This window comes from Nonomuraea pusilla (assembly GCF_900109355.1).
GTDB classification, from domain to species: domain Bacteria; phylum Actinomycetota; class Actinomycetes; order Streptosporangiales; family Streptosporangiaceae; genus Nonomuraea; species Nonomuraea pusilla.
Map to the genome: position 1 here is coordinate 352996 of NZ_FOBF01000005.1, position 19370 is coordinate 372365.

The 19370-nt window shown below is 71.9% G+C and carries 18 protein-coding genes; 9 read left to right on the plus strand and 9 right to left on the minus strand.

Going from position 1 to position 19370, the window contains the following annotated elements; all coding sequences use genetic code 11:
- Positions 1-2: 2 nt before the first annotated feature.
- On the minus strand, positions 3-662 hold the full coding sequence (locus BMX74_RS13420) for a hypothetical protein (protein WP_091100544.1): 660 nt from the start codon (positions 660-662) through the stop codon (positions 3-5).
- A 171-nt stretch (positions 663-833) separates the two neighbouring features.
- Here BMX74_RS13420 and BMX74_RS13425 point away from each other — a divergent pair, with 171 nt between their 5' ends.
- A complete protein-coding gene (locus tag BMX74_RS13425; protein ID WP_091100546.1) occupies positions 834-3536 on the plus strand; it encodes a serine/threonine-protein kinase in 2703 nt (900 codons plus the stop codon).
- Positions 3537-3562: 26 nt separating this feature from the next.
- Here the strand turns inward: BMX74_RS13425 and BMX74_RS13430 are convergent, their stop codons facing one another.
- Positions 3563-4282, minus strand: a complete 720-nt coding sequence (locus BMX74_RS13430) for a hypothetical protein (protein ID WP_055504592.1) — start codon at positions 4280-4282, stop codon at positions 3563-3565.
- Between the two features lie 68 nt (positions 4283-4350).
- Between BMX74_RS13430 and BMX74_RS13435 the strand changes: the two genes are divergently transcribed.
- Genes BMX74_RS13435 through BMX74_RS13445 form a run of 3 tightly spaced genes read left to right on the plus strand, consistent with a single transcriptional unit; the run spans position 4351 to position 6170 of the window.
- Complete coding sequence (locus BMX74_RS13435) at positions 4351-5139, plus strand: ABC transporter ATP-binding protein (protein ID WP_091100549.1); 789 nt, start codon at positions 4351-4353, stop codon at positions 5137-5139.
- A gap of 8 nt (positions 5140-5147) precedes the next feature.
- Positions 5148-5900, plus strand: a complete 753-nt coding sequence (locus BMX74_RS13440; protein WP_091100551.1) for a sulfite exporter TauE/SafE family protein — start codon at positions 5148-5150, stop codon at positions 5898-5900.
- A gap of 24 nt (positions 5901-5924) precedes the next feature.
- Positions 5925-6170, plus strand: coding sequence for a hypothetical protein (locus tag BMX74_RS13445; RefSeq protein WP_055505389.1), 246 nt, complete (start codon positions 5925-5927; stop codon positions 6168-6170).
- Positions 6171-6176: 6 nt separating this feature from the next.
- On the opposite strand, the gene BMX74_RS13450 is transcribed toward BMX74_RS13445, so the two are convergent.
- The 6 genes from BMX74_RS13450 to BMX74_RS43000 all read right to left on the minus strand — a co-directional run bounded on the left by BMX74_RS13450 (position 6177) and on the right by BMX74_RS43000 (position 11852).
- On the minus strand, positions 6177-7034 hold the full coding sequence (locus BMX74_RS13450; RefSeq protein WP_091100553.1) for an SDR family oxidoreductase: 858 nt from the start codon (positions 7032-7034) through the stop codon (positions 6177-6179).
- Between the two features lie 28 nt (positions 7035-7062).
- The gene (locus BMX74_RS13455; protein ID WP_091100555.1) at positions 7063-7944 is read right to left on the minus strand and encodes a Rieske (2Fe-2S) protein; all 882 of its coding nucleotides are present in this window, start codon (positions 7942-7944) and stop codon (positions 7063-7065) included.
- 62 nt (positions 7945-8006) lie between these two features.
- On the minus strand, positions 8007-8618 hold the full coding sequence (locus tag BMX74_RS13460; protein WP_082535129.1) for an HD domain-containing protein: 612 nt from the start codon (positions 8616-8618) through the stop codon (positions 8007-8009).
- Between the two features lie 15 nt (positions 8619-8633).
- Positions 8634-10817: a molybdopterin-dependent oxidoreductase gene (locus BMX74_RS13465; RefSeq protein WP_055504598.1), complete on the minus strand. Its 2184-nt coding sequence runs from the start codon at positions 10815-10817 to the stop codon at positions 8634-8636.
- Between the two features lie 161 nt (positions 10818-10978).
- Positions 10979-11635, minus strand: coding sequence for a hypothetical protein (locus BMX74_RS13470; protein WP_091100558.1), 657 nt, complete (start codon positions 11633-11635; stop codon positions 10979-10981).
- A 1-nt stretch (position 11636) separates the two neighbouring features.
- Positions 11637-11852 (minus strand): hypothetical protein, encoded by a 216-nt coding sequence (locus tag BMX74_RS43000; protein WP_143078648.1) that lies wholly within the window; start codon positions 11850-11852, stop codon positions 11637-11639.
- A gap of 545 nt (positions 11853-12397) precedes the next feature.
- On the opposite strand from BMX74_RS43000, the gene BMX74_RS13475 reads away from it, so the two are divergent.
- Positions 12398-13339 carry a helix-turn-helix domain-containing protein gene (locus tag BMX74_RS13475; protein ID WP_236714830.1) on the plus strand — a complete coding sequence of 314 codons (942 nt, stop codon included), beginning with the start codon at positions 12398-12400 and terminating at the stop codon, positions 13337-13339.
- Between the two features lie 57 nt (positions 13340-13396).
- On the plus strand, positions 13397-13621 hold the full coding sequence (locus BMX74_RS13480; RefSeq protein WP_055504601.1) for a DUF397 domain-containing protein: 225 nt from the start codon (positions 13397-13399) through the stop codon (positions 13619-13621).
- 419 nt (positions 13622-14040) lie between these two features.
- On the opposite strand, the gene BMX74_RS13485 is transcribed toward BMX74_RS13480, so the two are convergent.
- On the minus strand, positions 14041-15450 hold the full coding sequence (locus tag BMX74_RS13485; RefSeq protein WP_091100560.1) for an MFS transporter: 1410 nt from the start codon (positions 15448-15450) through the stop codon (positions 14041-14043).
- A gap of 102 nt (positions 15451-15552) precedes the next feature.
- On the opposite strand from BMX74_RS13485, the gene BMX74_RS13490 reads away from it, so the two are divergent.
- The 3 genes from BMX74_RS13490 to BMX74_RS13500 all read left to right on the plus strand — a co-directional run bounded on the left by BMX74_RS13490 (position 15553) and on the right by BMX74_RS13500 (position 19370).
- The gene (locus tag BMX74_RS13490; RefSeq protein WP_256256938.1) at positions 15553-16377 is read left to right on the plus strand and encodes a helix-turn-helix transcriptional regulator; all 825 of its coding nucleotides are present in this window, start codon (positions 15553-15555) and stop codon (positions 16375-16377) included.
- Between the two features lie 68 nt (positions 16378-16445).
- Complete coding sequence (locus BMX74_RS13495; RefSeq protein WP_091100562.1) at positions 16446-17531, plus strand: CapA family protein; 1086 nt, start codon at positions 16446-16448, stop codon at positions 17529-17531.
- A 60-nt stretch (positions 17532-17591) separates the two neighbouring features.
- Entirely contained in the window at positions 17592-19370 is a 1779-nt protein-coding gene (locus BMX74_RS13500) for an SDR family oxidoreductase (protein ID WP_091100793.1), read from the plus strand.

The window sequence follows — 19370 nt, forward strand, 5'->3', positions numbered from 1 at the left end:
CGTCAGGTGTCCTTCTTCTTGTTGGACTCCTCGTGGCTGGCCGGCGGGTTGTACTCCTGGACGACGGGCGGCGGCGTCCAGGTCTTGGTGGGCCTGCGCGGCGGCGTGACGATCGTCGTCTTGGCGGTCTTGAGCCAGGTGTAGCCCTTGATGCCGATCCGCTCCAGCTCTTCCTTGTCGATGTTCTCGGCGCCGAGCGGGACGTCGTAGGCGATGATGCCGAGGCGGGCCTTGGCGATGCCCTTGGTGCCCTTCTTGAGCGTCACCTGGAAGTTCAGCCAGTCGGTGGCGCCCTTCTCCAGGCGGTACTTGCCCCAGCACCAGAACCAGCGGCCCTCCCACGTGCACTTGGTGCCCTTCGCGGCGCCCCAGCGCAGGGTCGGCACGACGCCCTTCGGCACCTCGCCGCCGATCCAGTAGTAGTCGGCGTAGTGCGGGCCGAGGTTCTTCGCCTTCAGGTAGTACGTGATCTTGCCGCCGCGCTTGGTGCGCTTGGTGTGCTTGAGCGAGATCTTGAAGCTGGAGTACGGCTTCGCCTGCGCCGACGTGGCGGCGCCGGTCGTGGCGGTGGCGGTGGTGGTGGCGGCGGTGGCCTGGCCGGACACGGCCAGGGGTGTGGCGATGAGCCCGCTCGCTAACAGCAGGCCGACGCTCTTACGCATATGACGGCTCCCCGGAAAGGTGCTAGAAATCCCCGATCAACTCCATGATTATTGCGTAGGGCAAATATTTCGCAAAGAGCGATGATCTTTCGTGACCTGGGGTGACTTGCGGGGGTTCGTGACATCCCGCCACGCTTGCGACGGGGGGTCTAGCGCAAGGGGGAGAAGCAGGTGCCGGAAACGCACCCCTTACAGCAGAGTGATCCGCGATCACTCGGCGAGTACCGGCTGATCGGCCGCCTGGGCAAGGGGGCGCAGGGGATCGTCTTCAAGGGCGAGGCGCCCGACGGGCGGCTCGTCGCGATCAAGCTGCTGAACACCAGGCTCGACCGGCCCGGCCTGGACGGCGAACGCTTCATGCGCGAGGTCGCCGCCGCCCGCCGCGTCGCCCAGTTCTGCACCGCGCAGGTTCTCGACGCCAACATGGACGGCGAGCACCCGTACATCGTGAGCGAACTCGTCGACGGCGTGTCGCTCCAGCTCGTCGTGCAGCGCGAGGGGCCGCGCGAGGGCGGCGCGCTCTACCGGCTCGCCGTCGGCACCGTGACCGCGCTGGCCGCCATCCACCGCGCCGGCATCGTCCACCGCGACCTCAAGCCCAGCAACGTGCTCCTCGGCACCGACGGGCCGCGCGTCATCGACTTCGGCATCGCGCGGGCGCTCGACTCGGCCGTGACCATCAGCAGCGGGGTGGTGGGGACGCCGGCGTACATGTCGCCCGAGCAGATCTCGGGCGAGCGCGTCGGGCCCCCGAGCGACATGTTCAGCTGGGCGCTCACCATGGTGTACGCCGCCACCGGGCGGCCCGCCTTCGGCCAGGACAGCCTGCCGGCCGTGATCTACCGCGTCATGAACGACGAGCCGGACCTGACGGCGCTGCCCGAGGCGCTGCGCGGCATCGTCCGTTCGTGCCTGCGCAAGCGGCCCGAGGAGCGGCCGACGGCGGCGGAGACGCTGTTCGCCCTGCTGGAGAACCAGGGGGAGGCGAAGCCGCGGGGCGACCACGAAGGGGCGCTCACCACCGGCTCCCAACTGGCCTCCGACCGCGAGGGCACGCCCGCGGACGGCTCCGACCCGGCCTCCCCGGTGCCGTTGCCGAGCCCGGTCGGCCCTCTTCCCGCCTCGACTCCCGGTTCCGGGCCTGTGCCTGTCGCCGGCTCCGGAGGGCCGGGGTTCGCGCCTCCTGGCGGGCCGATGAGGCCCGACGGCGCTCCCGGTGGCGCTCCAGGGGCCGCGCCGCCGTCTTCCGGGCCCGCCGTCTCGCCCACCGGGTGGGCCAACCCGTCGGGCGGGCCGTACCCGCCGCCTGTCCCGCCGCCTGTCCCGCCTCAGATCCGGCCGTACGACGCCCCGCCTCCGTACCCCGGCAACCCGCCCGCCCCGAACTGCAGCCCCCAGCCCCAGAACCTCAACCCCCAGACGAGCGGACAGCCCGTCGGACAGCACGGCGGGCAGCCCGGTGGGCAGATCGGCGGGCAGCCCGGTGGGCAGCAGGGTGGGCAGGAGCCGGTGACGCGGCAGGTGCGGGAGGAGCCGCGGCGGCCGCTGCCGCCTCCGTACCCCCTGGGGGCCGCCCCCGAGGAGCCGTCCCGGGGCGGCGGCGTCGACAACGACGCCTTCTTCAGGCACGTCCCGCCGGAGGTTCCGCCCGCCGACGCCGGTTCGCGGCGCAGGCGGGCGGTCATGGTCTCGGTGGCGCTCGTGGTGGCGCTGGCGCTGGCGGGCGGGGTGCTGCTGTACGCCCCGCGGATGTTCGCCGGCGACCGGGGCACCACGCTGGCGGTGGCCACGACGTCCGTCACGCCGACGCCAACGACCACCCCGACGACCACCCCGACGACCGCCCCGACGCCGACCACCCCGACCCCGACCCCTTCGGACACGCCCACGCAGGTGACCCAGGTGACGGTCCCCGTCCTCGGCGAACAGGACGGCAAGTCGCTCAAGGGTCACACGAAGGCCGTGCAGACGTTCTCCGCGCTGACGTCGGGCGGCAGGACGTGGCTGGTGTCCGGCGGTCAGGACGGCCGGCTGCGCGTCTGGGACCCGGTCAGGCACAAGGCGCTCGCCACGCTGAAGGGCCACAGCGAGGAGGTGTACGCGGTCGCCTGCGTGATGGTCGGCGGCACGCCGATGGCGGTGTCAGGCGGCTACGACGGCAGCGTCCGGCTGTGGAACCTGAAGACGCACAAGGGCAAGGTGCTCGGCTGGCACGACGACGCCGTGTACGCGGTCGCGGTCACCAAGGTGGGCGGCAGGTACGTGGCGGTGACGGGCGACGCGCGCGGCTGGCTCAGGTTCTGGGACCTGAAGAAGCGCAAGGCCACGGGCCCGACGGTGCGCGCGCACCGCAGGTCGGTGAACTGGCTGGGCGTCGGCCGGGTGGGCGACCGCGCGGTGGCGGTGTCGGCCAGCGAGGACGAGACCCTGCGCGTCTGGGACGTCGCCAGGCACAAGGCGTACGGAAAGGCGTACAAGGGGCACACGAAGGGCGTCTACGCGGTCGCGGTCGGCACGGTGGACGGCAGGGCCGTGGTCGCGTCGGGCGGCAAGGACATGAAGCTCCGGCTGTGGGACCCGAAGACCGGCAAGTCGATCGGCTCGCCCATGAAGGGGCACAAGAAGATCATCTACTCGCTGGCGTTCGGCACCGTGGGCGGCCGGCCGGTGCTGCTGTCGGGCGGCACCGACGGCACGATCAGGCTGTGGGACCCGCGTACCCGCAAGCCCCTGGGCAAGGGCGTCAAGGCGCACAAGAGCGGCGTGTACGCCGTGGCGGTGCTGGAGCTGGACGGCCGCCAGGTCGCGGTCTCGGCCGGCAAGGACAAGGCGATCAGGATGTGGGACCTCGACGCCGTCGCAGGGGACTCCTGACCGGCGCCTGACCCATGCCGCCCCGGCTACGCCTGCCGGAGCGGTTCGAAGATGGCGTGGTGCGCGGCGACGAGCGCGCGGCGCACCGCGCGGTCCAGCTCGCGCAGGGCTGCGCCGCGCGCGGCGATCTGCGCGGAGGTGAGCCCGCGCTCGTCGGCCAGGCGCAGCACGGCCGCCAGCCGGGTGGCGAGCGTGGCGACGCGGTGGGCGCGCCCCGGGTAGCCGGGGGCGAGCTCGCCGCCGCGGTGGCCGAGCCGGTCGGGCCTGGACTGCGCGGGGCCCTCGGCGGCGGACAGCGCCTCGGTGGCCGACCGCATCGCGGCCGACAGCTCGTGCTCGGCCTCGGCCAGCGAAGGAAGGTCCTGGCGTACCGGTCCGGCCTCGTGGATCTCCAGCCGTACGCCGGAGTAGGAGGAGCCGCGGAGGTCGGGCGCCGGCACGAGGCCGAGCCTGCGGTCGCGCAGCACCGCGATGGCGGCCTGCCCGGCGTCGACGGCGGCGGCGTTGAACGGCGCGGGCCCGGACAGCCCGAGCGGGTCGCCCGGCGCGGGCAGGGCGAGGCGCAGCTCGTGCAGGCCGTCGGCACGCAGGTTCGCGAGGTAGGCGCGCAGCGGCACGTCACCGGTCACGACGGGCCCCGCGACGGCCTCCACCTGGTCGGACGCCTCGTCGAGGCCGACATGACCGGTGAGCCAGGCGTTGCCCCAGGCGACCAGTGAGGGACAGACAGGTGATTCAGGGCGCACCGGTCCACGATAAGCGCTCAGGCTGCAATAGGTTTGTCCCCAGGGTTGCTCCTAAGGAGGGAACGCGGATGGGTGGTCAGGTGCTGCGGCTCCAGGACGTCGCCGTCAGGCGCGACGGTGCGGCTCTGCTCCGCGGCATCGACTGGACGGTCGGCGCGGACGAACGGTGGGTCGTCATCGGCCCGAACGGCGCGGGCAAGACGACGCTGCTGCAGGTGGCCTCCACGCTGCTGCACCCGACGGAGGGCGTGGTCGAGGTGCTGGGCGAGCGCCTCGGCCAGACGGACGTGTTCGACCTGCGGCCGCGCATCGGGCTGGCGAGCGCGGCGCTGGCCGAGCGCATCCCGCCGGAGGAGAAGGTCATCGACCTCGTCCTGACCGCCTCGTACGGCGTCATGGGCCGCTGGACCGAGGAGTACGACTCCAACGACGTGACGAGGGCGGTCGAGCTGATCGACATGCTGGGCGCGGCGCACCTCATCAGGCGGCGGTTCGGCACCCTGTCGGAGGGCGAGCGCAAGCGGGTGCAGATCGCCCGCGCCCTCATGCCCGACCCGGAGATCCTCCTGCTGGACGAGCCCGCGGCGGGTCTCGACCTGGGCGGGCGCGAGGACCTCGTGCGGCGGCTGTCGGTGCTGGCGGGCGACTTCCGTTCGCCGACGCTGGTGCTGGTCACGCACCACGTCGAGGAGGTCCCGGTCGGGTTCACGCACGGGCTGCTGCTGCGCAACGGCTCGGTGGTCGCGCAGGGGCCGCTGGAGCACGTCTTCACGGCCGACAACCTGTCGAGGACGTTCGGCCTGCCGCTGTCGATCGAGCGCACCGGCCAGGGCCGCTGGTACGCCCGCGCTCACTAGACGGGCGGATGGGCTGGGAGTTCGCCGCGATCTGCGCGGCCGGCGTCGCGGCGGGAGCGATCAACGCGGTGGTGGGCTCCGGCTCGCTGATCACGTTCCCGACGCTGGTGGCGATGGGCGTGGACCCGGTGGTGGCGAACGTGTCGAACAACATCGGGCTGGTGCCGGGGTCGTTCGCGGGCGCGTACGGCTACCGGGCAGAGCTGGAGGGCCAGCGGGAGCGGCTGGTGCGGCTGGGCTCGGCGTCGGCGGCGGGCTCGCTGGTCGGCGGGGTGCTGCTGCTGTTCCTCGATCCCGCGGTGTTCAAGGTCGTGGTGCCGGTGCTGATCGGCCTGGCGTGCGTGCTGGTGGTGGCGCAGCCGAGGCTCAACGCGTGGATGCTGGCGCGCCGTGAGCACGCGCACCCGCACGGCGGGACGCCGCTGTGGCTGGGGGTGTTCGCCGCGGGCGTGTACGGCGGCTACTTCGGCGCGGCGCAGGGCGTGCTGCTGATCGGCCTGCTCGGCAGCCTCCTGGACGAGCATCTGCAGCGGGTGAACGCGGCCAAGAACGTCCTGTCGCTGATCGTGAACGCGGTGGCGGCGGTGCTGTTCGTGGCGGTGGCGCGGGTGGACTGGACGGCGGTGTCGGGTGTCGCGCTGGGCGCGGTGGCCGGGGGCTTCCTGGGGGCCAGGGTGGGGCGCCGCATCCCGCCCCCGGCGCTGCGCGTGGTCATCGTGTGCGTGGGTGTGGTGGCGATATTCAAACTGGTGTCCGGATAACCCCTTATGGGTATATGTCCGGGCATGAAGGGTGATCGCGTGGAGATCGTCATCGACGCGGGCGGTACCCCGCGTACCTACGAGGTCAGGGCCACCCGGGCGGGCCGCCGGGTGGAGGTGGAGACCCGCAGGGGCATGGTGGAGGTCAGCGAGGTCACGCGCAGCGGCTCGCCCGTCCGCACGGCCCGCTTCATGTCCAGCAGGATCCTCGCCCTCGTGGAGCACCCCGCCGACGAGGGCGCCCGGCGTCCCGGCGACGAGCCCGGCTGACTCCGGTCAGCGGAAGTCGTCGGCGTGCTCCTCCGCCCACTGCCTGAACGTCAGCGCGGGCCGCCCGAGCAGTTTCTCCACGGTGTCGGTGACCTCCTCGGGCCGCGTCACGAAGGAGGCCCAGCCCCTCAGCGCGGCGTCCACGAACCCGGCGTCGCCCCACACCGGCAGCAGCGCCGCGCGGGCCTCCTCGGCCGGCTGCTCCTCCCAGCGCACCTCGCGCCCCACCACCTCGCCGATCACGCGGACCTGCTCGGCCTGGGTCAGCAGCCCCGGCCCACTGATCTTGTACGTCGCCCCGCCGTGCCCCGCGGACGTGAGCGCGTGGACGGCCACGGCCGCGATGTCCCTCTCGTGGATCAGCGCGCGGGCCGCGTCGCCGAACGGCCAGCGCACGACGCCCTTCCTGACCTGGTCGGCCCAGCCCAGGGTGTTGACCGCGAAGCCGCTCACCCGCAGGAACGTCCACGACAGGCCGGAGTGCCTGATCAGCCGCTCCACCTCGTGATGGAACAGCGTGGGGGCCGCGTTCTCCGTGACGTCGCCCGTGGCCCCTTCCGCCGGGTCGTACGCCGAGACGTACACGATCCGCCGCGCGTGCCTGGCGGCGGCGGCCACCACGCCGGCGGCGGGGCCGGTGGGGTGGCCGGGCCACAGGAGGAACACGCTGTCCACGCCGTGCAGCGCGGGCTCCACCGTCTCCGGCGCCATCAGGTCGCCGCGCACCACCTCGACCCGCTCGGGCAGCCGCGCCCGCTCCGGGTCCCTCACGAGGGCCCGCACGTCGAGGCCCGCCTCGGCGAGCTGGGTGACGACATGCCTGCCCACATTGCCGGTCGCGCCGGTCACAAGGATCTTTTCCATGTGACGACCGTAGAACCTCGACTTGACTTCAGGTCAACCGCGGCCGTACCTGGATGTTGCCCTCGCGGGTGACACGGGTGTCGAACACGGGCGCGGGCGCCGTCGCCGGCCCGTGCTTGACCGTGCCGTCGTCCAGGCGGAACGTGCTGCCGTGCCACGGGCAGACCACGCAGGCGTCGCCGTCCTCCATGACCAGCCTGCCCTGGTGCAGCGGTCCTGCGAGGTGCGGGCAGTGGTCGGCGAGCACGGTGACGGCCTCGCCCCTGCGCAGCACGAAGAGCTGGATGTAGCCCAGCCGGCGCGAGACGGGACGGCCGTCCGGCAGGTCGCCGAGGGCGCACAGGTCGTGCCAGCCCAGCGGCACCAGGTGCGAGACCTGCGGCGCGTGGTTGGCCCCTGCCGCCTGGCGGTAGGCCATGTGGCCGCCCAGGTAGCCGCCGAACCCGCCCACCGCGAGCCCCGCGTACGACAGGATCCGGCCGGCCCGCTCCCGCCCGCGCAGCCGGGCCAGCAGCGAGGCGGAGAACAGGCCGAGCGCGGCCACGTTCGACACCATGTGGACGAAGCCGACCCGCTGCTGCTCGCGGTGGAGCAGCGACCAGTCGGTGAGACCCGCGGCGGCCGTGGGCAGCGCGTTGACGATGCCGGTCGTCACGAGCAGGCGGCTGGCCCGCGAGTCGGCGCCCGCCAGGTCGAGCACGGCCGCCGAGAGCCAGCAGCCGAGGCTGACCGCGGCCAGCGGCGGGTGCACCGGCTTGCCCGTGGGCACGCCGTGCAGCAGGTCCCGCAGCCCGCTGCCCGGGCGGATGCGTTGACGCACCGCCTTGGCCAGCACCCGCACCGGCTTGTCCAGAGCACTCGACTTCTCCAGCCGGTCCGCGAAGGTGACGGGGCCCGGGAAATGCCGCAATTGCCGACGTCTTGCGCGTACTGTCTCTTTCACGACATTCCCCTACCCCGGGCACCTGGGGGTCACTCGGCCAGGTGCCCCCGCACGACCGACAACTCCACCAACTCCAGCGCGTACGCGCCGAGCGACGGCGAGCCCTCCTCGATGACCCGCACCTTCTCCCTCACCTGGCCGGCCCTCACCTTGAACAGCGGCCACGTCCCGCCTTCGTTGTGGTGGTTGGCCAGGATCGGGGCGAACCGGTCGAGGGCCTTGGCGAAGCGGGCCTCCGGCGTCTCCCGCGCCTCGAACTCGTCCCACAGCGCGCGCATCCAGGCGCCCTGCGCCGGCGGCAGCATGCCGAACAGCCGGTCCGCGGCGGCGCGCTCGGCCGTCTCCTGCACGGCCACCGCCTCCGGGTCGTAGATGAAGGTGTCGCCGGCGTCGATCTCGACCAGGTCGTGCACCAGGAGCATGGCCACCACCCGTTGGATGTCGGTGCCCGGAGGCGCGTGCTCGCCGAAGACCATCGCCAACATGCCGACGTACCAGGAGTGCTCGGCGTCGTTCTCCCGTCGCGAGCCGTCGATCAGATGGTTGCGGCGGATGACCCGCTTCAACTTGTCGATCTCGATGGCGAAGGCGATCTGGGCGTTCAGGCGATCCTCTTGCGGCACGATAGTCACGCGCGACACCTTAATGTGCGCTGATCACACCGTTGGCGAAATCGTCACCGGAACCCCGTTGAACACTGCGTTACCGGACGGAACGTCCACGGTCGTCTCGTCGGTGAGATCGTTCACGCTGACCCCCGCGTGAGCCGCCGCCACCCGCTGCCCGCCGCCCGCGTGACCCCAGCCGTGCGGCAGGCTGACGACCCCCGGCATGATCGCGTCCGTCGGCTCCACGGGCACCGTGACCTGCCCCTTCGCCGAACGCACCACGGCCTCGCCGCCCAGGCCGAGCCGCGCGGCGTCGGCCGGGTTGATCTGCAACGTGCACCTGTTGCCGCCGCCCACCAGCGGGCCGACGTTGTGCATCCAGCTGTTGTTCGAACGCAGGTGCCGCCTGCCGATCAGCACCATCTCGGGCGGCTCCGCCTCCAGCCCCGCACGCAGCCGCTCCACGTCGTCGAGGAGCCGCGGCGGCGCCAGCTCCACCCGGCCAGAGGCCGTCCTCAGCACCTCGGGCAGCCGGGGCTCCAGCGGGCCCAGGTCCAGGCCGTGCGGGTGGTCCAGCAGCGTGCGCAGCGTCAGGTCGCCCCCGCCCGACCACGAGCCGTACGGGCCGAGCCTCAGCATCAGGTCCAGCCTGCGCTCGCCGCCCGTGGCGCCCTCCAGCTCCACGCGCAGCTCACCCGGGTCGCGCCCCTCGACGCCCGACCCCGGCGTGCGGACCGCCTTGTCCAGCAGCTGCCCGATGACGAACTCGTCCAGGTCGTCCGCGTCGCCCTCCAGCCCCGACGCGAGCATCGCCAGCCCGGCCAGGATCTGCGACTCCGACGGCCGCCCCGCGAGCGGCAGCGCCGGCGGCGAGTACCTGGCGTAGTTGCGCACCGCGAAACCGAGCAGCGCGAAGTCGAAATGGCCCGACTGCAGCACCCGCGGCGGCGGCAGGATCACGTCCGCGTGCCGTGTCGTCTCGTTGAGGTACGGATCCACGCTCACCATGAAGTCGAGCCGCCCCAGCGCGCCGTCCAGCCGCGCCCCGTTCGGGGCCGACAGCACCGGGTTGCCCGCGACCGTCAGCAGGAACCTCACCTGCCCCTCGCCCGGCGTCTCGATCTCGTCGGCCAGCGTGGCCACGGGCAGCTCGCCGTTCGCCTCGGGCAGGCCCCGCACCCGGCTGCGCCACCGGCCCACCGCGTACGTGCGCCGGCCCGCCGCGAACTCCGTGGCCGGCTTGGGGAACATCGCGCCGCCCGGCCTGTCGAGGTTGCCGGTGAGCACGTTCAGCACGTCCACCAGCCACTGCGCCAGCGTGCCGAACTCGGCCGTGCAGGTGCCGATCCTCCCGTACACCGCCGCCGTCCGCGCCGCCGCCAGCTCCCGCGCCAGCCTGACCACCACGTCGGCCGGCACGCCGGCACGCCGGGCCACCGCCTCGGGCGGGAATTGCTTGGCCGCCTCGCGCACCTCGTCCAGGCCGTTGACCTCGTGCGACGGCGTCACCAGGTCCTCGGCGAACAGCGTGTGCACCATGCCGAACAGCAGGTAGGCGTCCGTGCCCGGCCGGACGAACACGTGCTCGTCGGCGAGCGCGGCCGTACGGGTGCGGCGCGGGTCGACCACCACCAGCCGCCCGCCTCGCCGGCGCAGCGCCTTCAGCCGGCCGGGGAAGTCGGGGGCGGTGCACAGGGAGCCGTTCGACTCCAGGGGGTTCGCGCCGAGCATGAGCAGGTGGTCGGTGCGGTCGAGGTCCGGCACCGCGACCGCCAGCGGGTGCCCGAACATCAGGCCGCTCGCCACGTGCTTCGGCATCTGGTCGGCGGTGCTGGCGGAGAACACGTTGCGGGTGCCCAGCGCCTTGATCAGGGGGGTGGCGTACAGGGCGCCCGCCATGGTGTGGGCGTTCGGGTTGCCCAGGTAGACGCCGACGGCGCCGCGTCCGTGCCGGGCGGTGACCTCGTCCAGGCCGCGCCTGACGGCGGCGAACGCCTCCTCCCAGCTCGCCGCGCGCCACCCGGCACGCTCCTTGAGCAGGGGCTCGCGCAGCCGGTCCGGGTCCTCGTCGAGGCGGCCCAGACTCGCCCCCTTGGGGCAGATGAACCCCTTGCTGAACGGGTCGTCCCTGTCGCCGCGCACGCCGGTGACGTGCCCGGCGTCGTCGAGCGTGAGCGTCAGGCCGCAGACGGCCTCGCAGAGCGGACAGGTACGGTGCACGGTCGACGCCATCGCGACTCCTGAGTTCGCCGGATGAACTCATCTTGGCCGCTTCCCGGCGCGCGGGAAAGCCCCGGAGCCCCCGCGGTCTCCGAGGCTTCCTGCTGGGGAGCGCAGGAGTGACTCCCCAGGTCCAACGCCGTGAACGGCGGACCTTCCCTGGGAAGAGCCGTTCAGGCGGCGATCCCGACGGCCTGCGGCACGGGCAGATCAGGCGGCTCCTCAAGGTCCGCGCGGAGCGGGATCCAGTCCCGGCGGCCGTAGAGCCGTTCCAGGCCAGGGGCCGCCGTGCCGGGCGCCTCGTCCCGACGGACGACCTCCACCAGCACCAGGTGGGCCCACCTGCGGTGCCGGTACACCGCGGCGCTCCTGGCCCAGCACGCGGCCGCGATCTCCTCCGCGTACGCCTCGAACTCCTCGGCGCTGATCCCCGCCCGCGTCATGATCAGCGCCTTCTCGCCCGCCCTGGACGGCGTGATCCAGAGCACCAGCGGGATGCGCCCCGCCCTCGTGTGCATCGTGGTCTCCAGGCACACCCGCTGGATGCGGTGCCTCGACACCACGCACCGGACGTGGGACAGCACCCAGGCGCGTCCCGCCCTGGTGGCGGCCGGGGCGGAGATCGCGCTGCTCAGCAGTGCGAACGGGATCCACCGCCCCTCCTCCACGGCGGCGACCACGGTGAGCGTGAACAGCGTCAGCAGCGCGACGAGCATCAGCTCGCTCCGGTACCGCCACAGCCTGACCAGCGGCCCGCCACGACGGGCCGAGGGGAGGTCCTCGGTGGCGGGGTAGATCTGGTTGCGCGGATTGCGCGGGTTCCTCGACACGTCAGGACACCTCCTCGGGCACGGGTGGACGCTTCCTGAGCTGGTCGAGTCGCGGGTCGCGGTAGGCGCGCGCGCCGAAGCCCGTCCTGGTCACGACCCACCCTCGGTAGAGGGCGAACTCGTCGGGCTCCATGCAGATCTCGCGGTCCGCCCAGGCGATCAGTTCCCGGATACGGGACTTGATTCGGCTGAGCCCCTTGGTACCTTGTGAGTACACAGAAGACCCCTTTCGCGGCATTTCTAGAGGTGGCTTCTTTCGCTGGACCGCAGGCTGACGACCGGTTTCTCCGCAGGGTGGCAGCCCATATGCGGGCAAACGCGGTGGTCGGCCTCGGTCCGGCATTCCGGGGTGCGTTCCGGGGCGCTCGGATGAGCGAAAATCGCGGCGTTCGTCAGGCGAATGCGTGGTCCTTCCGGCAAGCGGCCTCCCTGGTGTGCGTGTTCGATTCCGGGACGGCGACGTTGCCGGCGGTGCGGCCCTCGCTGGGACGCGCGACGCGAGAAGGAAGGCCCGGTGTGTACGGCCGTCTGGTCATGCCGGCCTCCCTGTCACTCGGTGACCCTCCTGGCCTTGATGGTCTCTCCGCGTGATGAATGCTGCAATACTTTCAGCAAGAGAAGATTTCGTTTTCTTCGCACGTACCCGTGCAACTTGCACGAGAACTGTCACCCTTTGGCCATGTTTCCTGGCGTACGTACCTGTTCGGTCACGCTCGGGAGGCAATCTCTGCCGCGAGTGCCGATGCAACTTGCAGTGTAAGATTGGGCGAACGGCCCGAAAGCCGGGCACTCTACGACCCCTTCGGCTACACCGCATTCCCGACCAAGGAGAGTGGACGGGTGCCACCGCAGCAGGGCAGTCCGACGGTACGCAGACTCCGGCTCGGCCAGGAGCTGCGCCTCCTCCGCGAACGCCGCAACCTCACAGGGGCCAAGGCCGCCGCCGAACTCGGCTGGTCGCCGAGCAAGGTGAGCCGCGTCGAGGCCGCCAAGACGATGCCCAGCGTCGACGACATCAAGGCGCTGGCCAAGCTCTACAAGCTCGACGAAGGGAAGGTCGACGAGCTCGTCGGCCTCCTGCGGGACGCTGAGCAGCGCGGCTGGTGGGAGGACTACGAGGACGCGCTTCCCCAGGAGTACACGAGGTTCCTCGGGCTGGAGGCGGAGGCCACGTACCAGCGCAACTGGGAGCCGCAGCTGGTGCCCGGCCTGTTCCAGACCGAGGAGTACGCCAGGGAGGTCATCCTGGCGACCCGCGGCATCGCCCGCATCACCCACAGCGGCGTGCGCAGTCGCGTCGAGGCCCGGCTCGACCGGCAGCGGCGCGTCCTGCACCGTCCCGACCCCGGCCAGATGAGCGTGGTGCTCGACGAGTCCGCCCTCATGCGGCGCTTCGGTGAGCCGTCGGTGATGCGTGCCCAGATGGAACACCTTCTGGAGGTGTCGCACCTCGCGCACGTGAGCGTGCGGGTGCTGCCCTTGGAATCGTTGCACCCAATCAATACCGGAGCTTTCATTCACCTGAAGTTCACCGGATTCGACGATGTCGTATATCTTGAGCAGTTGTATACTGCTCACTTCGTCGAAGATCTCGAACGAGTGGCCGGATACGAAACAGCGTTCGATCACATCAGGTCGAAGGCGTTGGACGAGGACGAATCCAGGGTCCTCGTCCAAAGCAAGGCCATGTCATGGCGGCGTTGAACAAACGAGCACCACAACAAGGGGGCAACGAAGCCCCTTTACCCATTTGGGGAGAAAATGTACAGGGAAACGACGACGGCGGCCTGGCGGAAGGCCAGCTTCTGCAACGGCGCATCGGCGTGCGTCGAGGTCGCACCCCTTGCCGACGGCACCATCGCGGTGCGCGACAGCAAGGAGCAGGACGGTCCCGTCCTGGTGTTCACCCCGTCGGAGTGGGCGGCCTTCACAGCAGGCGTCCGCGAGGGTGAGTTCGACCTGGCCGCGCTGGTCGCGGGCGCATAGGAGAAGCGGCCCTGCCGGTCGATGGCACAACGTCCAGGGCCGCTCCCCGGGAGGCGGTTCCCGCGCCTCCCTCCCGCTTTCCGCCGCCGTGAGACGGCCCGGCGGACGTCACCATGATGGCAACGCACAGCCAGATGATCAAGCTTTCCGGTAGGGCTCCTTTCCGCATCGCGCGACCGCCGGAAGGGCCGCCCGAGGCTGCCCGAGAATGCGTGCGCCGGCTCCGGCGGGCGTCTTTTCCCGTGGTGCGGGGAAACCGTCGCGCCCTGCCTCGCTGAACGGTTTTCCGGCCGCTCTTCTTTTTCCCCGGAAATGTTTTCGGCGCCGGGCCGTCCGGCGCGAAAAAAGGCCCGTCCCGGATTTCGGGAGCGGGCCCTTCTCGTGCGCGGCGCGGGAAATCCCGGTTGGCGCTCCTCGTGTTATGCCGGCTGGGGGGTGCGGGTGCGGACGAGGAAGATGGAGCTGAGGCCGGCGAGGACGGCCAGGACGGCGAGGGCGAGGGCGGTCGTCATCGAGGCGGACGCCGAGTGGCCCTGGCTGAGCGAGATGAACAGCGTGCCCACCGTCGCCACCCCGATCACCTGGCCGAGCTGCATCACCGTCAGCAGCGCGCCGCTGGCGTCGGCGGCGTAGGCGTCGTCCACGTGCTGGGTCGCGATGTTGGTCACCGCCACCTGCACGCCGAGCCCGGCCCCGATGAGGGCGCTCATCAGCGCGTACGGCACGCCGCCCCCGGCGGCCAGGCCCAGGCCGAAGTAGGCGGGGGCGGCCACGACGTACCCGAACGGCACCAGGCGGCGCTGGAGCGGGCCGGGCAGGCGCGGCCAGGCGAGGCCGACCACGGCGAAGGCGAGGGCGCAGGGGACGAGCATCATGCCGGAGGCGAGCGGCGACAGGTGCAGTTCGCCCTGCAGGTGCAGCGCGGACGTGAACAGGAACGCGCCCCAGGTGGCCGGGCCGAAGAGCAGCACGCCGAGGCCGGGCCGCATGCCGGGGGCGCGCAGCACGCGGGCGTCCACGAGGGGGCGTCCGCCCCTGGCGGTCACCCACCGCTCCACCCGTACGAACAGCGCGAACGCCACCACGCTCAGCCCCATGCAGATCCAGCCCCACAGCGGCCAGCCGAGGTTGCGGCCCAGCACGAGCGGCACGACGAACAGCAGCACGGCGGCGGAGAGCGTCACCAGGCCGAGAGGGTCGAGCCCGGTGCGGCCGCCGCCCTCGTCGCGGGGCAGCACCCGCATCCCGACGGCGAGCAGCAGCGCGCCGATCGGCACCAGCACCAGGAACACGACCCGCCATCCTGAGCCGAGCCCGAGCAGGATGCCGCCGAGAGCCTGCCCGACGACGATGCCGCCGCTCACCACCGCCGACCACAGTCCGAGCGCCCGGCCGCGCGCGGCGCCGTGGTAGTTGCGCTGGATCAACGTCATCACCTGCGGCATCATCAGGGCGGCCCCCGCGCCCTGAGCGAGGCGGAAGGCGATCAGCAAACCGGTGGAGGGCGCGAGGCCCGCGCCCAGGGTCGTCACGGTGAACAGGGCCAGCCCGGTCAGGAAGGCCCTGCGGTAGCCGAACAGGTCGCCGACCCTGGCGCCGGTGATCAAGAGGACTGCGTAGACAATGGTGTAGCCGGCCACGATCATCTGCAGTCCCGCGCCGGACGAGTGCAGGTCGGCCTCGATGGTGGGAGTGGCCACGTTGACGATGTTGACGTTCAGGATGGCCAGGAACTGTCCCACGAGGATGATCGTCAGGAGCAGCCCGCTGGAGTCGGCCCTCTTCGGCTTCGTGGCCGCCCGAGGGGACATATCGGCTGTCTGGGTCATGTGACCATTCTGCGATCAATCCAGTACCAGTAACGAGAGCCTGCTTATACTGGTACTGATGCCACCTGGATACCTGACGGCCCATCGCCCACAGTTGAGGACGTGACCGTGACAGAGGCCAAGCGCTCCGACCTGGCGGCGTTCCTGCGTTCGCGCCGCGCCCGCATCACCCCCGAGATGGTGGACCTCGCGCCGGGCCCCCGCAGGCGCACGCCGGGGCTGCGCCGCGAGGAGGTCGCCCAGCTCGCCGGCGTGGGCGTCACCTGGTACACCTGGCTGGAGCAGGGCCGTCCGATCAACGTCAGCGGGCAGGTGCTCGACGCCGTCTCGCGCACGCTGCGCCTCGACCACGCCGAGCGCAAGCACCTGTTCTGGCTGGCGGGCCAGGCGCTGCCGCCGGTGGCGGCCGACTCCGCGCGGGTGACCCCGGAGATGCAGGCCATCCTCGACCAGCTCGGCGGCATGCCGGCGACCGTCGGCAACTCCCGCTGCGACGCCCTGGCCTGGAACGCCGCGTACGCGGCGCTCTTCCCCGAGATCGCCGAGGCCCCCGAGGACGAGCGCAACACGCTCTGGCAGATGTTCGTGAAGGAGAGGTGGCGTACGACGCTGCTCAACCGCTGCTCGGAGCTGGCGCGCGCGGTCGCGGTCTTCCGCGGCTCCTACATCCGGCACGCCGACGACCCGGGCTGGCAGGACTTCGTCCGCCGGCTCTGCGGCGCGAGCGCCGACTTCGCGCAGCTGTGGGCGCGGCAGGACGTCGCCGAGCCGGGCCCCCGGGTGAAGGTCTACAAGCACGAGACCGAGGGGGAGATCAGGTTCAGCACGACGAGCTTCGCGGTCTCCGCGGCACCCGAGACCCGCATGATCGTCTACACCCCCCTGGACGACCGCACCCGGGAGGTTGTGTCCAAATTGATGGGATAGCGCGGTAATCTGCCCCAACATGGCATGCTCGATCCCTGAAAGTCAGGATCGAGTGGAATTGGCGGCAGATGAGACTCCTCCGTGCCCTCCCGGCGCTGGCACTCGCCGCCGGCCTCGTCGCCTGCTCCGCCGCGGCCGAGCAGCAGCCGCAGAGCAAGCGCGTGGACGAGCCGGGCGCGAGCACCTCCAAGAAGCCCACGGAGAAGCCGACCGTGGAGCGGCGCCCGTACACGATCTCCTTCGGCGGCGACGTGCACTTCGAGGGCATCCTGCGGGGCAGACTCGCCAACCCGCGCACCGCGCTCGGGCCGATCGCGTCGGTGCTGCGCAAGTCCGACTTAACCATGGTCAACCTGGAGACGGCCATCACCACCGGCGGGACGCCCGCCCCCGGCAAGCAGTTCACCTTCCGCGCCCCCGCCACCGCGCTCACCGCGCTGAAGGCCGCCGGCGTGGACGTCGCGTCCATGGCCAACAACCACGGCATGGACTACATGGAGACCGGCCTCGCCGACTCGCTCAAGGCGATCAAGGCCGGCAGGTTCCCCGTGGTCGGCATCGGCGCGGACGCGGACGAGGCGTACAAGCCGTTCCGCAGGACGGTGAACGGGAACCGGGTCGCGATCATCGGCGCGACGCAGGTGCTCGACGCCGAGTTCATCCAGTCGTGGACCGCCACCGCCGACAAGGGCGGGCTGGCCTCCGCCAAGGACGAGGCGGGCCTCCTGCGCGCCGTCCGCCAGGCGCGCAAGAACTCCGACACGGTCATCGTCCACCTGCACTGGGGCACCGAGATGCAGCGCTGCCCGAACCCGGCGCAGCTCGCGCTCGCCCCCAAGCTGGTCAGGGCCGGCGCCGACGTGATCGTCGGCGGGCACGCGCACATCCTGCTCGGCTCGGGCTACCTGGACAACGCCTACGTCAACTACGGCATGGGCAACTTCGTCTTCTACAACTCGAACCCGGCCACCACCGGCAGGACCGGCGTGCTGACGCTCACCATCAACGGCCGCAAGGTGCTCAAGGACCGCTGGACGCCCGCCACCATCCAGGGCGGCGTCCCGGTGCCGATGACCGGTTCCGCCGCGACCCAGGCCGTCGCCGACTGGAAGGCGCTGCGCTCCTGCACCGGCCTGACCGCCCGCCCCGAGTAGGGGTCGCCGGGGGCGCCGCGGGGCATGATCCTGCGGCGGGCGGTCCACAGGGAGGTCGGGATGCGGAGGGTCGGATCCGGTGACGTGACGCTGGCGGTCGTCGAGGAGGGCGACCCCGCCCGCCCGACCGTCGTGCTCCTGCACGGCTACCCCGACACCCTCCGCGTCTGGGACGAGGTCGCCGCCCTCCTGCGCGACCGCTTCCACGTCGTCAGGTACGACACGCGGAGCGCGGGCGACTCCACCGCGCCGCGCGACCCCGCCCGCCACGCCTTCGCCGACCTGGCGTCCGACCTCGCCGCCGTGCTGGAGACGCTGGGCAAGCCGAAGGTCCACCTGGTGGGCCACGACTGGGGCTCCCTGCAGGGCTGGGACGCGCTGTCCAGGCACGGCCTGCGCGAGCGCGTCGCGTCCTTCACCAGCCTCGGCGGCCCCGGCCTGGCGCAGGCGGCCCACTTCCTGCGCCACGGCAGGCGGCGCGACGTGCTCGGGCAGCTCGCCAGGTCCTGGTACATGGCCGCGTTCCAGCTTCCCGTCCTGCCCGAGCTGGCCTGGAGCACGTTCATGCCGAAGCTGGTGGAGCGGACGCTGCGCGCCGAGGGCGCCGAGCCGCGGCCCGGCCACCCGGCCCGTACGATCCGCGCGGACGGGCGACGCGGGCTGTGGCTGTACCGCGCCAACACGGTCCGCGCGCTCGGGCGCGGCGACGTGGACCGGCGCGTGGACCCGCGCGTGGACGCGCCGGTGCAGATCCTCGAGTGCACGCGCGACGGGTACGCCTCGCCGGCGCTGGTGGCGTCGCTGGAGCGGTGGCCGTCCAGGTGCTGGCGCCGCACGGTGGTGGCGGGGCACTGGGCGCACAGGAGCAGGCCGGACGCCGTGGCCAGGATGATCGCCGAGTTCGTCACGCACATCGAGGGCGGGCCCGGGGCCCTCTCGGCGGGCGCGCCTGCGAGCAGGGGGCTGCGGGCGGCGCGGGTGCGGGCCGGGCGCAGGGCGTTCGAGGACCGGCTCGTCGTGGTCACCGGCGCGGGCGACGGCATCGGGAGGGCCACCGCGCGGGCCTTCGCCGCGCACGGGGCGGAGGTGGTCTGCGCGGACGTCGACCGGGCCGCCGCGGCCCGCGTCGCCGGGGAGATCGGTGAGGATCTGGGAGGTACGGCGCACGCGGCACAGGTTGATGTTGGAAATGGCGCGGAGATGGAGGCCTTTTCCCGAAATATCGTTGAGGAATATGGCGTGCCGGACATTGTGGTGAACAATGCGGGCGTCGCCACCATCGGGCTCTTCCTCCACCACGGCACCGACGACTGGCGGAGAGTCCTCGGCGCCGACCTGTGGGGCGTCGTCCACGGCTGCCGGCTGTTCGGCGCCCAGATGGCCGGGCGCGGCGAGGGCGGCCACCTCGTGAACGTCGCCTCCATGGCCGCGTACGTCCCGTCCGCGCTGCTGCCCGCCTACAGCGCCGCCAAGGCCGCCGTGAAGGCCCTCAGCGAGTGCCTCAGGGCCGAACTGGCCGAGCAGGGCGTCGGAGTGAGCGTGATCTGCCCCGGTTTCGTCTCCACCGGGATGGCGCGGCACGCCACGTACCTGGAGGAAGGGGTGCGCGGCGTGGCTGTCAAGGCCCTCGACCGGCGCGGGTACCCGCCCGAGCGGGTGGCCGCGCACATCCTGCGCGCCGTGCACGCGAATCTCGCCGTCGTGCCCGTCAACGCGGAAGGGAAAATCGGATATGCCCTCTCCCGTATTTCGCCCTCCGCCGTAAGAGCGCTCGCCGGGCTCGGTGTCCGGGAAATCGGGAAATCACGAGGTAACGATCGTGCGGACGGGAGAAGATGA